General features: G+C 71.1%; 11 protein-coding genes. 8 read left to right on the forward strand and 3 right to left on the reverse strand.

Features of this window, described 5'->3' with window-relative positions:
- Window positions 1-93 precede the first annotated feature (93 nt).
- Both ACWD26_RS39430 and ACWD26_RS39435 read left to right on the forward strand, forming a co-directional pair.
- Entirely contained in the window at window positions 94-933 is an 840-nt protein-coding gene (locus ACWD26_RS39430; RefSeq protein WP_451277772.1) for an NPP1 family protein, read from the forward strand.
- 237 nt (window positions 934-1,170) lie between these two features.
- Complete coding sequence (locus ACWD26_RS39435) at window positions 1,171-3,132, forward strand: Ig-like domain repeat protein (protein WP_451277773.1); 1,962 nt, start codon at window positions 1,171-1,173, stop codon at window positions 3,130-3,132.
- 87 nt (window positions 3,133-3,219) lie between these two features.
- On the opposite strand, the gene ACWD26_RS39440 is transcribed toward ACWD26_RS39435, so the two are convergent.
- Window positions 3,220-3,633: a GntR family transcriptional regulator gene (locus tag ACWD26_RS39440; protein WP_451277775.1), complete on the reverse strand. Its 414-nt coding sequence runs from the start codon at window positions 3,631-3,633 to the stop codon at window positions 3,220-3,222.
- Window positions 3,634-3,718: 85 nt separating this feature from the next.
- On the opposite strand from ACWD26_RS39440, the gene ACWD26_RS39445 reads away from it, so the two are divergent.
- From ACWD26_RS39445 to ACWD26_RS39460, 4 genes are all read left to right on the forward strand, one after another.
- Entirely contained in the window at window positions 3,719-4,087 is a 369-nt protein-coding gene (locus ACWD26_RS39445; protein ID WP_451277777.1) for a hypothetical protein, read from the forward strand.
- Between the two features lie 221 nt (window positions 4,088-4,308).
- Window positions 4,309-6,327, forward strand: coding sequence for an Ig-like domain repeat protein (locus ACWD26_RS39450; RefSeq protein ID WP_451277779.1), 2,019 nt, complete (start codon window positions 4,309-4,311; stop codon window positions 6,325-6,327).
- Window positions 6,328-6,578: 251 nt separating this feature from the next.
- A complete protein-coding gene (locus ACWD26_RS39455) occupies window positions 6,579-7,325 on the forward strand; it encodes a response regulator transcription factor (RefSeq protein ID WP_451277781.1) in 747 nt (248 codons plus the stop codon).
- A gap of 37 nt (window positions 7,326-7,362) precedes the next feature.
- Entirely contained in the window at window positions 7,363-8,682 is a 1,320-nt protein-coding gene (locus ACWD26_RS39460) for a sensor histidine kinase (protein ID WP_451277783.1), read from the forward strand.
- A gap of 240 nt (window positions 8,683-8,922) precedes the next feature.
- On the opposite strand, the gene ACWD26_RS39465 is transcribed toward ACWD26_RS39460, so the two are convergent.
- On the reverse strand, window positions 8,923-10,329 hold the full coding sequence (locus ACWD26_RS39465) for a hypothetical protein (RefSeq protein ID WP_451277785.1): 1,407 nt from the start codon (window positions 10,327-10,329) through the stop codon (window positions 8,923-8,925).
- A 74-nt stretch (window positions 10,330-10,403) separates the two neighbouring features.
- Window positions 10,404-11,645 carry a PP2C family protein-serine/threonine phosphatase gene (locus ACWD26_RS39470; RefSeq protein WP_451277787.1) on the reverse strand — a complete coding sequence of 414 codons (1,242 nt, stop codon included), beginning with the start codon at window positions 11,643-11,645 and terminating at the stop codon, window positions 10,404-10,406.
- A 119-nt stretch (window positions 11,646-11,764) separates the two neighbouring features.
- Here ACWD26_RS39470 and ACWD26_RS39475 point away from each other — a divergent pair, with 119 nt between their 5' ends.
- A complete protein-coding gene (locus ACWD26_RS39475; protein WP_451277789.1) occupies window positions 11,765-12,289 on the forward strand; it encodes a hypothetical protein in 525 nt (174 codons plus the stop codon).
- Between the two features lie 113 nt (window positions 12,290-12,402).
- Window positions 12,403-13,341, forward strand: a complete 939-nt coding sequence (locus ACWD26_RS39480; RefSeq protein WP_451277791.1) for a hypothetical protein — start codon at window positions 12,403-12,405, stop codon at window positions 13,339-13,341.
- Window positions 13,342-13,467 lie beyond the last annotated feature (126 nt).

The following is a 13,467-nucleotide window of genomic DNA, read 5'->3' on the forward strand; positions in this document are numbered from 1 at the left end:
CAGGTGCCGATCAACTCTCCGCTTGCCAGCGTATGACCGCCGAGCCGCCAGACCGGCCTCCCCGCACCGACCGAGTCAAGTGGAGAACCGTTGATGTCCCCTGCAGCCCAGCGTCCCAGGAAGTCCCGTTTCGGCCGCCTCGGCCGTGCCGCGCTCGTCGCCTCCAGCGCCATCGCGCTGACCGTCGGCCTCACCGGCAGCGCCCACGCCGGCGTACTGACCCCCCTGCCGGAGAGCACCACCACGTTCCAGAAGACCTTCCAGCCGGTCTTCGACTACGACACGGACGGCTGTCTCCCGGTCGCCGCCATCGACCAGTGGGGCAACCTCAACGGCGGCCTCGACGACAGCGGAGCCATCACCGGCCAGTGCCGCGACAACCACCTGGGCAGGGCCAACGTCTACTCGCGGGCCAAGTGCAACAACGGCTGGTGCGCGATCGTCTACACCGAGTACTTCGAGAAGGACATGTCCTGCGCTGGATGCACCAGCACGTCGCACCGCCACGACTGGGAAGCCGCCGTGATCTGGATCCGGCAGGGCGCGAGCACGCCCTCGTACGCGTCCGTCTCCGCCCACGGCGACTACACGACCAAGAACTGGAGCGATGTCCCGAGGGACGGGAACCGTCTCAAGGTCGTCTACCACAAGGAGGGCCAGGTGCTTGACTGGGGGACCCACTCCTTCCGCTTCGCCGGGTGGGACGAGCGCGCGGAGGCCTGGGGCGACGGCGGCTGGGACTTCCCGCCCCTGGTCACCTGGAACAGGTTCCCGGCCGGCTACAACGGCGTTAACCTCCAGAGCCGGATGCAGAACGCCACCTGGGGCAGCGCGAACTTCCCGCTGAAGGACGGCCGCTACAACAACGAGCTCAACGCGGCCAAGAACGGCCCCGCCGCCGGCATCCCCTTCGACGTATGGGCCGCCGGCTGACGGACGCAGGAACGGACGCGGAAAGGGGCCTGCCCCGACGGCACTCCCCCGCCGGCGGGGCAGGCCCCTTCCCTCACGTAAACCCATTGAGTTCTCAACCGCCCCCTGTGACCCTCTTGTCGGTGGCATGACTTAGTCTTCGCTCACGCGTCACACGCGCCGCACAGGTCGAACACACCGGCCCCGCGCGACGACGCGCCCACTTCTTTCGTTCCGGGGGGTTCGAAACCCGTGCGTATGCGCACTCTTCCGGCTGCCACCGCGCTGGCAGTCCTCTTCAGCTCGGCCGCGCTCGCGGTCGGTACGGCCGCACCGGCCGCCGCCGACAGCAGCAGGCCCATCGCCGTCTCGTCGCCGTCCGACACGGTGGTGGACGCCAAGCACCAGCGGCTCTTCATCAGCGACCGGGACAACAACAAGATCGTCGTCACCACCTACGCCGGTGTGGTCGTCGGCCAGATCACCGGCCTTCCCCAGGTCAGGGATCTTGAACTCAGCCCGGACGGCACCACCCTGTACGCCGCCCTGTACGGCGCCGACAAGATCGTCGCCATCGACACGGAGACGCGGGCGCAGACGGCCGAGTACGCGACCGGCGCGAACACCGAACCGTCGCGGCTGGCCTTCGCCGCGGGCAAGCTGTGGTTCGCCTACGGGGACCAGTGGGACTCCGGACTCGGCGCGGTCGACCTGACCGCCGAGACCCCGACGGTCACGCTGGACCTCGCCGCGGGCCACGACTACGCCAGCCCGCCCCAGTTGTACGCCGACCCGGACAACCCGGGCACGCTCGTCGCGCTCGACGCGGGCATCAGCTCCGGCCCGGTCATCGTCTACGACGTCTCCTCCGGTACGCCGGTGATCCGGATCTCCGCGGACAAGGGCGGCTTCCCCAACGACGCGGCCCTCACCCCGGACGGCACCCACCTGGTGATGGCCGGCCCAGGCAACCGCGCGCTCTCCGAGTACCGCCTCTCCGACCTGGAGCAGACGCGCACGTTCCCGGTGCCGGACGAGCCGATGGGCGTCGACATCGCCCCGGACGGCACGGTCGCGGCGACGATCTTCGACTTCGACGGCAAGGGCGACACCTACGTCTTCGCCAACGGCGCGGACCAGCCCGCGAGCGTCCGCGATCTGCAGCCCTCGGTGCTGTGGAACAACAACGGCGTGGTGTGGGCCCCGGACGGCACGAAGCTGTTCGCGCTGACCTCGTCGTCCGGCACGACCACGTTCCACGTCGTCGACGAGCCCCGCAAGTACGGCAGCACCGCCACGGTCAGCGCCCCGGCGACCGGCACCCGCGCCAAGCCGCTCACCGTCTCCGGCAAGCTCACCTCCAACCTGGCACTGCCCGCCGGCACCCCGCTCACGGTCACCCGTACCGACATGGAGTCCCCCAAGGGCAAGTCCCTCGGCACCAAGACCCTGGGCACCGGCGGCAAGTTCTCTTTCACGGACTCCCCGCCGGCCGGCGGCAAGGTGACGTACAAGGTGTCGTACGCGGGCGACGCGGACCACACCGCCGCGTCCGCCTCCGACACCGTCGAGGTCTCCCGGGCGACGCCCACGCTGACGCTGGACAAGAACCGCAAGACGTACTCGTACGGCGCGGACGTGAAGTTCACCGCGCACCTCGGCAAGACGTACAAGAACCGCAAGGTCGAGATCTGGGCCGACCCGTACGGCTCGGACAGGCCGAACAAGCTGGTGAAGTCGGGGACGGTGAACTCCTCGGGCAACCTGTCGGTCACCCTCGACCTCAAGCGCGACACCAAGCTGTCGGTGAAGTTCGCGGGCGACGCGCGCTACAAGGCGAAGACGGTCACCAACACCGTCTACACCAAGGTCGCCATCTCCTCCTCTATCTCCGGCCACTACAAGACGCAGACGGCCTGGGGCCAGAAGTACCACTACGTCCGCAAGTCCAAGGACCCGGTCCTGAAGACCACGATGACGTACTACCCGAACCGCGAGCAGCGCCTGCAGCTGCAGTTCTTCTACGACGGCGCCTGGCGGGACTGGGGCTCCGAGTACTTCCCCCTCGGCACCGCCGGCAAGTCGAACGTCACCCTCACCGGCGACCCGACCACCAACGTCCGCCTCCGCTTCCGCTCCGAGTACCGCGACACGGGCTCGGGCGACAACGTCAACACCACGACGTACGGGGCGTGGAAGTACTTCATCTTCACCAGGTAGCCCTCAGGCCTGCCGAAGTAGTGCGGCACCGGCCGGACGCCACGGGCTCGTACCCCGAGGCGCCCGGCCGTTCCGTGCCGTGGTGCGTCAGGCCGACGAGGGTGGCGGCGGCTCGATCGTCTCCACGCGGGCCGCCAGGTCGCGATACAACGCCTCCAGCTTTCGCACCCGCTCTGCCAGGTCGTCCGGTGGCCCACCCGCCGGGCGATCGGTACCGGGATCGAGGAAGTACGTGTCCCGGTACTCGTCGTGCAGTTGCAGGAGCCCGGCCCTGCGGAGCTCTCGGATCGCGAGGTGGACGTCCCCCTCCGGTACGCCGTAACGGTCCCGTAGCTCGGCAACCGTCGGCAGGATGTCGCCGCGGACGTAACGGCGCTCCGCCAGGCCGTCCTGGATGTGGTCGACAAGTTCCTCACGAGAGCGTTCCGGGTCGCTCGTCGTGGGTCCCGGCAGCTGGACCGCCTTCAGTCGCGGGGGCCTCGCATACTTCTTCTCCGGCATCCGTTCAGGACCTCTCGTCCGTCGTCGCCACGCTGCCCCGCTGAAGGGTCAGGCCGACTCCGTGCCCACTGGGTAGCCCGTCTCCGTGTCGAACAGCACCGATTCCCGTTGCGTGCTGCCCTCTTCCCCGGCTCGGGCCAGTCGATCAACTACAGCATCTGTCAGCAGTCTTCCTACGGCCAGGAAGGCGACGCCTGCGTCCACATATCCGCCGCCCCCCGAGACGATCCACGTCACCGACAGCGCCGACCCGACCCAAGCCGTACTCAACTCCGCCCCCTCCGCCTTCGGCGCCCTCCTGGCCGTGCTCGTCGACTCCGCTGTGGAGCGGCTGAATTCGGGAGCGGACATCTCCCTCGGCCGCTACCTCGAACGCCCCACGTATCTCTCCCTGGCTCTGGTGACCTGCTCCCCGAACCGCTCCCTGCCCGACCTGCGATGCCCCACAGGGTGACCCGTCACGGTCCGGCCGGCTGCTGGACAGCGCGTTCTCGGCGCCCCTGTGGGGCTCCTGTCAGTGGCGTGATCTAGTCTTCGCTCACGCGCCACACGCGCCCCACACGGTCCCCCCACCCGGTCACGGATCAAGCACGTCCTCGGTCCCGCGCCGGCGGCCGTATGCGACGGCGTCTCCATCGCTGTCCCTTCGTTTTCCTTCCGGGGGTTCGAAAAACCGTGCGCAGACACGTACGTACTCTTCCGGCCGGCACCGCGCTGGCCGTTCTCTTCAGCTCGGCCGCGCTCGCGGTCGGGACGGCCGCGCCCGCCGTGGCCGACACCAGTACGCCCCTGCCGGTGCAGTCGTCCGGCGACATCGTCGTCGACGGTGTCCACCAGCGGGTCTTCGTCTCCGACCCCACCGGCGGCCAGGTCGTCGCGACCGACTACGCGGGCACGGTCCTCGGCACCGTTCCCTCCCTGCCCGGGGCCAAGGGCCTGGAGCTGTCCCCCGATTCCGGCACGCTCTACGCGGCCGTGCCGGGCGACGACGCCATCGTGGCCATCGACACGGCGACGGTGGCCGAAACCAAGCGGTACCCGACCGGCGAGGGCACCGACCCGCAGTACCCGGCCTGGGCGGGCGGCAAGCTGTGGTTCGGCTACGGCGCCGCCGCCCAGGGCAACATCGGCTCGCTGGACGTCTCCGGCACCGACCCCGTGCTCACGCTGGGCCAGGACCGCGGCTGGTACGCGGCCCCGACCCTGACCTCCACCCCCGGCGCCCCGAACACCCTGGCGGCGGGCATCGAAGGCATGAGCCCGATCACCGTGGCCGTCTACGACGTGTCGTCCGGTACGGCGACGAAGACGGCGAGCGGCCCCAACACCAGCGAGTACGTGGCGAGCAACCTGAGCGACCTCGCCCTCACCCCCGACGGCTCCCACCTCGTGGTGGCCAGCGGCGCCCCGTACTTCCACCAGGTGTACAAGACCTCGGACCTGACGCCGGACGGGAAGTACCCGACCGACGCGTACCCGAACGCCGTGGAGATCGCCCCCGACGGCACCGTCGCCGCGGGCATCAACGGCATGTACGAGCCGGACGTGTGGGTCTACGAGCCGGGCGCCGCCACGGCCGCCCACATCTACGACTTCACGAACACGGCCGACGGCACCGGCGCGGGCACGCTCGTGTCCGGCGGCCTCGCCTTCACCCCGGACGAGTCGCACCTGTTCGCGGTGGTCGCCACCAGCACGGGCGGCTACGCGCTGCGCGACCTGAACGACCAGGCCCCGCCGCCGGCCCCCACGCCGTCCCCGACGACCCTCACGGTCAACGCGCCCGCCACCGCCACCCGCGCCAAGGAGCTGACGGTCACCGGCAAGCTGACCTCCGACGCGGCCTTCGCCTCCGGAACCGCCCTCACGGTCACCCGTACCGACCTGGAGTCCCCGGCGGGCAAGGCGCTCGCCCCGGTCACGGTCGCCGCGGACGGCACGTACTCCTTCAAGGACACCCCGCCGGCCGGTGGTTCGGTGAGGTACACCGTCTCCTACGCCGGTGACGCCACGCACGAGGCGGCCTCCGCGTCCGACACGGTCCAGGTCTCCCGTGCCACGCCCACGCTGACGCTCAACAAGAACGGCGACGTGTACGCGTACGGCGCGGACGTGACGTTCACCGCGCACCTCGGCACGACCTACAAGAACCGCAAGGTCGAGATCTGGGCCGACCCCTACGGCTCCGACAGGCCGAACAAGCTGGTGAAGTCCGGCACGGTCAACTCCTCCGGCAACCTGTCCGTCACCCTCGACCTGACCCGTGACACCAAGCTCACCGCCAAGTTCGCGGGCGACGCGCGCTACGCGCCGAAGACGGTGGAGAGCCGCGTCTACACCAAGGTGAGGGTGTCGACGACGCCGAGCCGCCACTACAAGACCAACTACGCCTGGAACCACACGTACTACTACTTCCGGAAGTCCGTGGACCCGCTGTTCACGACCTCGATGTCGATGTACCCGGGCCGCGACTACCGCCTGCAGGTCCAGGCGTACTACGACGGCGCCTGGCGGACCACGGGCACGAAGTACTTCCCGCTGGAGGCCGACGGCAGGGCGGCGGCCGAGCTGACGGGCACGCCGGCCACGGGTGTCCGCTTCCGGATCCGGTCGTCGTACATCGACACGACGTCCGGTGACAACGTGAACACGACGACGCACGGCTCCTGGAAGTACTTCATCTTCACGAGCTGAGCCGACGGGTTCTGCCCGGGTTCTCTGCTCGGGTTGCCTGTTCGGGTTTTCTGTTCGGGTTTTCTGTTCGGGTTCTCCCCACGGCGGCGCGCCTCGGTCAACGACCGGGCGCGCCGTCGTCGTGCACGCAGGGAACGCGGGATTCCGATTCATTTCGAAAGCGTTCTCCCTTACCTGCCGGTACATGTGACGATACGAACCTGCCGGAACTTGAGACCTCAACCGAGGTCACGGTCGCAAAGGAACAGGACATGACCACCCCTGTGCCCGCGGTTCAGTCAGCAGCGGCACCCATCCCCTCAGCGACATCGGCGTCCACGGGACGGCTGCTCGTCGTGGACGACGAGGAGGGCATCCGTTCCATGCTCACCATGGCGCTGGAATTTCTCGGGTACCAGGTGAGCGCCGCGGCCACCGGTCGTCAGGCGCTGCAGGCCGTCACACGGTACGGCCCCGATCTGATCCTCCTCGACGTCAACCTGCCCGACCTGAGCGGTTTCGAGGTCTGCCGGACGCTGCGGGACCGGGGCAACGACGTGCCCGTGCTGTTCCTCACCGGTCTCGGCGGCGTCGACGACCGGGTGCGCGGCCTCGACATGGGCGGCGACGACTTCGTCACGAAGCCCTTCGAGTTGAAGGAGGTCGCCGCCCGCGTCCGCGCCCTGCTGCGCCGGACCGGTGGCGGCCACCCCACGCCCGACCGCAACCGCCTGCGCGCCGGCGCGGTCCAGCTCGACGCCGACGCCCACCAGGTCTGGGCCGGCGGCCGCCCCGTCGACCTCACCACCACCGAGTTCGCCCTCCTGCGCTACCTCATGGAGAACCCCGGCCGCGTCCTCTCCCGGGGCCAGATCCAGGAACGCGTCTGGAACCACCGCGACGAGGGGTCCGGCGTCGTCGACACGTACATCTACTACTTGCGCCGCAAGTTGGGCGAACCGGGCCAGTCCCTCATACGAACAGTGAGGGGAGTGGGCTACCAACTGTGCCCTCACTGAGTGAAGGAGAGCTGGGCGGAGTGGACGGGCTGGGCGGATGAGTGGGTTCACAGGGCTGGGCGGAAGCATCAGGGCAGCCGGACTGCTCGCACCAGGTGACACGTGCCCCCGGCCGGACCCCGGCCACCCCCTCCCTCCCGTCGAGCAACCGATCCGCCCCCACCGCACGGGCCAACGCACCGTCGCCTTCTGGCTGATCGCCACCCTCACCACCCTGGGCATCGTCGCCGCCCTCTCCGCCCACACCCTCGCCCACCACCTGGCCGCCCGCACGGACCAGGAGATAGCGGCGATCAGCGACCTCGGCCTCGCCCCGCCCCTCGACAGCAACTCCCTGGTCCTCGTCCTCGACGCCGACGGCAGGGTCGTACATCGCCACCCCGGTTCCGCCGGCCTCCCCGCCTTCCCCACCCTCACGCCCGCCCGCCTGAAGGAGTACGCGGCCCGCCCGAACCCCTCCGCGTTCGGGGAGAGTTACCGGGCGAAGGTGGCACGCGTCCCACAGGCGGGCCGCGACCACGAGGGCACCTACATCGTCACGGCGCGCTCGACGGCTGAGGACCGCCGAGCGGTCGAACGACTCCTCCAGGTCGAGACGGCCGCCGCACTCCCCCTCCTCGCCACCGTCCTGGTCGGCGCCCGCCGTCTCGGCCGCCGTGAGCTCATGGAGCGGCAGGACACCGAACGGCGGCTGCGCGAGTTCATGGCCGCCGCCGGGCACGAACTGCGCAACCCGCTGACCACGATCTCCGGTTACGCCGAGCTCGCCCGGGTCGGCGACCCCGCGTACGAGCCGATGCGGCAGGAGGTGCTCGGCCGGATCACCACCGAGGTCGGCCGGATGAGCACGCTCATCGACGAGCTCGTCCTGCTGACCCGCCTCGACCTCGGCCAGCCCCTGCAGCTGAGCTGCGTGGACCTGGCCCAGCTGTGCCGCGACGCGGCCTCCGCCGCACGCGACTGCCACCCCGACCACCCCGTACGGCTGCTGCTCGCCCCCGGCGACCACACGGTCACCGGGGACCCGTTACGGCTCCACCAGCTGGTCGCCAACCTGCTCACCAACGCCCGCGTGCACACACCGCCGGGTACGACGACCACGCTGGGCCTCGGTACGGAGGACGGCTACCGGGTCATCGAGGTCCTGGACGACGGTCCCGGAATCCCGGACGAACTCCGCGCGCGGCTCTTCGACCCCTTCGTACGGGGCGAGGAGACGCGGGCCGCCGGCAGCGGACTCGGCCTCAGCATCGTCACGGCGATCGCGACGGCCCACGGCGGCATGATCACGCTCGAACCGTCCCATCCGTCGCACCGGGGCGCGTGGTTCAGAGTGAGAATCCCGGCGGCTTCATAACCGACAGGTTGTGAGAGGGGATGCACTTTGCCGACGGTTGGAGAGTTTCTGATCATTCTCTGATCAAGCTCCGATCCGTTCCGGAGCTACGCCCGCTTAAGTGATCAACGTGCGGTGTCACCACGTGTACTGACGGTGTGACCTCGCACAACTCCCCCTCCGAGGTCGGCCCGGTATGCGCCCTGATCGACGGCTCATCGATCAACGACGAACGGAACGACGGCTCATCGACCGGCTCGGCTAACCGGGTACGTGCTGGGCCGACCTCAACTCCGGGTGCGGTTCCCGTAGTTCGGCGAGGTGCTGGCGCGCGTGCTCCACGGCGCCGGCCCGCCGCCCCGGCACGCGCCCGCGCAACTCCACGAGTTCGACGCCGAGTTCCCGGGCTCGCCCCGCGTCCTCGACCAGGCCCCACTGATGGTGCGCCCGGTCGACGGCCGCCTCGACCGCCGGGTCCCGCGCCGCCTGCCCCGCCGCGAGCCGCGCCTGAGCCACCCCCATCCAGGCCGCACAACTCCCCGCCGCGTCCCCCGAGAACATCGCCAGATCGGCCCGCACCTCCCGCCAGTGCAGCACCTCCTCCGACCCCTCCCCGAACTCCCGCAAGGTCTTCTCCTCCCACCGAGCGGCAAGGGCGACGGCCTCGGAATGCCGCCCCGCCTCGACGGCGGCGGCGATGACGGTATGAGGATCGACAACAGCGACGTCCGAAGCCGAGCCATCCACCACGGCCGGGACCAGGCCGTCCACCACGGCCGGAGCCGATCCATCCGCCACAGCCGGAGCCGACCCATTCACGACAGCCGGGGCCGCACCCGCCACCGGCCCCGACGAGCCGCCCTCCGCCGCCCCCGACGGACCGTTGGTCGCCGGTGCGGGTGAGTTGCGGGGCGAGTCGGGGGGTGAGCCCGTAGGGCGATGGTGGGGAGCTGGGGGCGGCGGAGCCCCCTGGAACGGGACGGGACGGGCAGGGGCCGCGGGGGCGAGACCTCCGAGGGGGCCGGCCGGGCCGGGCGCCGTCGCGTCGAAGGCCAGGACCAGGTCCCCGTAACCCCCCGTCCGCGCGAGCACCTGCTCATGCAGCACGCCCGCCTCCGGCCGCTGCCCACTCCGCAGTATCGTCGCCAGCGCCTTCATGTACCCCGGCACGGCCACCCCCCGCCGCACCCCCGCCCCCGGCGGCGCGATCCGCCCGTACACACTCACGCCCGGCCCGGCCATCAGCGGCCGCCCGGCCAGCTGCCGCCACACCTCGGCATCCGCGTGCAGATCGACGAACAACGTCGTGGACCCGGGCGCCCGCAGCCGAAGCTCCTCCACGATCCAGTGCCAGGGAAAGGCCGTGTAACGGACGGTCGCCGGCGTCGTACGCGCCAACGCCAGATGCACCAGCCGCTGCTTACGGTCGAGTTGCAGCTGCCCGGCGAGGTACACGGTGAGCGGCCCGGGCGCGGTGGCCGCCGCACGCAACCGCGTCAGGACGGCCTGCGGCTCCAACGGATCGGCCAGCTCGACGACGTTCGCCGTACCCGCGCCGGACAGCACCTCGGGCGTGACGGCCGCCAGTACGGGAAGCACGGAGGCCGCGTCCACGAGGCACCCCTTGCCCATGGGCGAGGCCGCGAGCAGCAGCACTGTTCCGGGCATCGTTCCCTCCCCATCCGATCACGTACGCCAGCCAGCACGGTAACCGCTGCGCGTGCAAACGGGGAAAGGAGCGCTCACTTCGGGTCGCCCGCACGCCCCGCCGCACCGGGCCCCCGCCGCACCGGCTCCGACGCCCGGCGCACCGCGAAGATCGTGGTGTCGTCGTCGAGGGAGCCGCCGGTGTGGGCGAGGACGCCGTCGCGGACGAGGCGGACCAGGGACTCGGGGTCGGTGGCGGGCGCGCCGTCGGCGAGGGCACGGACGAGGTACTCGCGGAGGGGGAAGAAGACGCCGTTCCCGTCGCGCGCCTCGGTCACCCCGTCCGTCACCAGGAGCAGCGTCTCGTCGGCGGCGAGCCGCGCCGTGGCCGTACGGGTCTCCTGCGGCGCCAACTCACCCATACCCAGGGGCAGTCCGTCCCGGAGCGGCAGAAAGCGTACGCCGTCGGGGGAGACCAGCAACGGGGGTTCGTGGCCGAAGTTGATGACGTCCACGGTGACCGCGCCGCCGAGCCCGGTGAGGTCGGGGCCCCAGTCCGTGCGTTCGCTGCGCAGCTGGGGGAAGTCGAGCAGTACGGCGGTCGCGAAGCGTTCGGCGTCGTCGCGGCCGACGTGCGCGCAGTAGCGCACATGGCGGACCATCCGCGTTTCCAGGCGTTCGGCCACGATGTCCGGTTCGCGCTCGTAGTAGGCGGCCTCGCGGAACGTGCCGAGCAGCACGGACGCCGCCTCCACCGCCGCGAGCCCCTTGCCCTGGACGTCCCCGATGACGACGCGGGTGCCGTGCGGGCTGGGCTGGATGTCGTAGAAGTCGCCGCCGACACGGGCCTCGCTGTCGGCGGCGAGATAGATCTCCGCGTGGTCGAGACCGCCGACGTCCGGCGGGAGCTGGCGCAGCAGGATACGGCGGGTGGTGTCGACGACGGCCCGCATGTGCATCATCCGCTCCTGCCCGCGCAGCCGTACCGCGCAGGCCAGTACGGACAGCACGCCGCCGAGGACGACGAGGACGAAGTCGGGCAGGCCGGTGCGGTCCTGGTGCGGCCAGGAGCTGTCACCGAGGACGTACATGAACGTGGCGAGCACCGCGAAGAGCGCCGTCGTCCACACCCGGCAGAGCGCGGCGGCCGTGCCCGGCACGAGCACCAGCCACGACAGGACGCGGAAGTCGCCGCTGGTGACCCAGTCGAGCACCGGTACGGCGAGCAGCACGACCAGGGGCGGTACCCAGGCGATGCTGCGCCCACGGACCCGCAGCGGCTGCTGCCGCTCGACGGGGTCCACCTCCCGGCGCACACGCGGCATCGACACCCGCATGTCCCACAGCGAAGCACGCCCCCACGCTCCACGCATCCCGACTTGCCAGCGGACCGGCCCAGGTGTGCCCTGGTAGTCGGGGCGGAGAGTTGCGGGGGAGGGAAGAGAGGAGCGCTCCCATGGCTCACACGGCACCCACTCCGGGCCGGCCGGGTTCGGGCCGACCGGGTTCGGGCCGACCGGGAATTCCGGGCAGTCCCACGCCTTCGGACCGGCACACGCCTCCGGGCAGGCGGCCCGACCCGGCCACCCCCGACGTCTTCAGCGAGCGCACCCACACGCTCACGAACCGGCTCCTGCCCGTGGTCCTCGGCCTCGTCTACGGTTACTGGGCCGCGGCGATCGACCGCGACGCGGGCCCCATCACCGGCTGGAACCTGCTCTTCGGCTTCGTCACCGCGTTCGTGTTCGCGGCGCTCTACCTCGCCGTACAGACCATCGCGCCCCGCCTGCGCCGCGAGCCGCACGCCCTCCTCTGGGCCTCCTTCGCGGGCTGCGCCTTCGGCTTCCTCTACAGCCAGGCCGCCCAGCACACGGTGGTGCGCTCCACGCTCATGGCGCTCGGCGTCGCGGCGGCGGTGTTCGCGGTGACGTTCTACCGCTACTACACGCACGAGGACGCGGAGGGCCACCGGCTGGGCTGAGACCGACCCAGAGCCCGGACCGCCACCCCGTTCGGCTTGTCCTGTGCGGCCATTCGCAGGCATGCGGGGCGGGAGCGTTCGCCTGACCGTGGGCGGGGCGCTTGCCTGGAGGGGTGTTCCGACGTGCCCGCGGCCCCCTGTCGGCCGTGCTGACCGTGCTCGCCTGCCTGCTCACGCCGGTGGGCGCGCTCGCCGCGTGGGCGACGTACGAGATCGCGGACCGGACACGGTACGAGGCGGTCATGGCGCCGCTGGCCACCGACCCGGACGTACGGGAGGCGCTCGCGGACGCGGTCGCCTCCGGGATCCTGCGCGAGGCCCGGGTGGGCCCGCCGCTACGGGGGCCGGTACGGGACTTCACCCTCGACGCGGCGCGCTCCTTCACGCAGACGGAGGCGTTCCGCACGGCGTGGCACACGGCGAACCGGGCGGCGCACGACGCGGTACTGCGGGCGGTGCGCGAGGAGGGCCCGGACGGTACGGGCACGGGCGGCCACGGCGGCGGCGAGGGACGGCCGGTGATGCTCGACCTCGCTCCGGTCGGTGAACGCGTCAAGCGTCAACTCATCCGCGACCACGTGCCGTTCGCCCATCGCATCCCGGTCGCGCACACCGAGGTCGAGGTGCTGTCGGCCGCGCAACTCGCTCAGCTGAGGAAGGGATACCGCGTGCTCGAAATCGCCGCGTTCTGGCTCCCGGTCGGCGCGCTGGCGCTGGCCGCCGGTGGCATCCTCGTCGCGACGCAGCGCCGCCGGGCGATCTGCGCGACGGGGCTCGGGACGGCTCTCGGAGGCGCCCTCCTCGGCGTCGCCGTCGCCCTGGGCCGTCACCTCACCCTCGCCGACCTGCCGCCCGATGTCTCTCCTGCGGCCGCCGGCGCCGTCTACGACGCCCTCACGGCCACCCTCTGGACCGTCACCTGGGGCCTGCTGGCCCTCGGCACGACCGTCGCCACCACCGCCTGGCTCACGGCCCGCCTCGCGCGACTGCGGCGAGCGTCCGCAGCGCCGAAGCCAACTCCGACAGAGAAACCGACGCAAGCCCAAGCCTGACGCAATCCACCGCGAAAGCCCCCACCAAGTCCCCCTGGCCCCCACAATCCGACGCCACCGCCCGACCCGACCCCTCCGACCGGCCCGAGTTCCTGGGGCCTGCTGGCCCTCGGCACGACCGTCGCC

This window comes from Streptomyces sp. NPDC002787, assembly GCF_053592095.1.

Coding starts and splice junctions, on each gene's coding strand:
- ACWD26_RS39435 (WP_451277773.1), top strand. CDS start 1,171: ATGCGCACTCTTCCGGCTGCCACCGCGCTGGCAGTCCTCTTCAGCTCG.
- ACWD26_RS39460 (WP_451277783.1), top strand. CDS start 7,363: ATGAGTGGGTTCACAGGGCTGGGCGGAAGCATCAGGGCAGCCGGACTG.
- ACWD26_RS39465 (WP_451277785.1), bottom strand. CDS start 10,329: ATGCCCGGAACAGTGCTGCTGCTCGCGGCCTCGCCCATGGGCAAGGGG.
- ACWD26_RS39440 (WP_451277775.1), bottom strand. CDS start 3,633: ATGCCGGAGAAGAAGTATGCGAGGCCCCCGCGACTGAAGGCGGTCCAG.
- ACWD26_RS39475 (WP_451277789.1), top strand. CDS start 11,765: ATGGCTCACACGGCACCCACTCCGGGCCGGCCGGGTTCGGGCCGACCG.
- ACWD26_RS39470 (WP_451277787.1), bottom strand. CDS start 11,645: ATGCGGGTGTCGATGCCGCGTGTGCGCCGGGAGGTGGACCCCGTCGAG.
- ACWD26_RS39430 (WP_451277772.1), top strand. CDS start 94: ATGTCCCCTGCAGCCCAGCGTCCCAGGAAGTCCCGTTTCGGCCGCCTC.
- ACWD26_RS39455 (WP_451277781.1), top strand. CDS start 6,579: ATGACCACCCCTGTGCCCGCGGTTCAGTCAGCAGCGGCACCCATCCCC.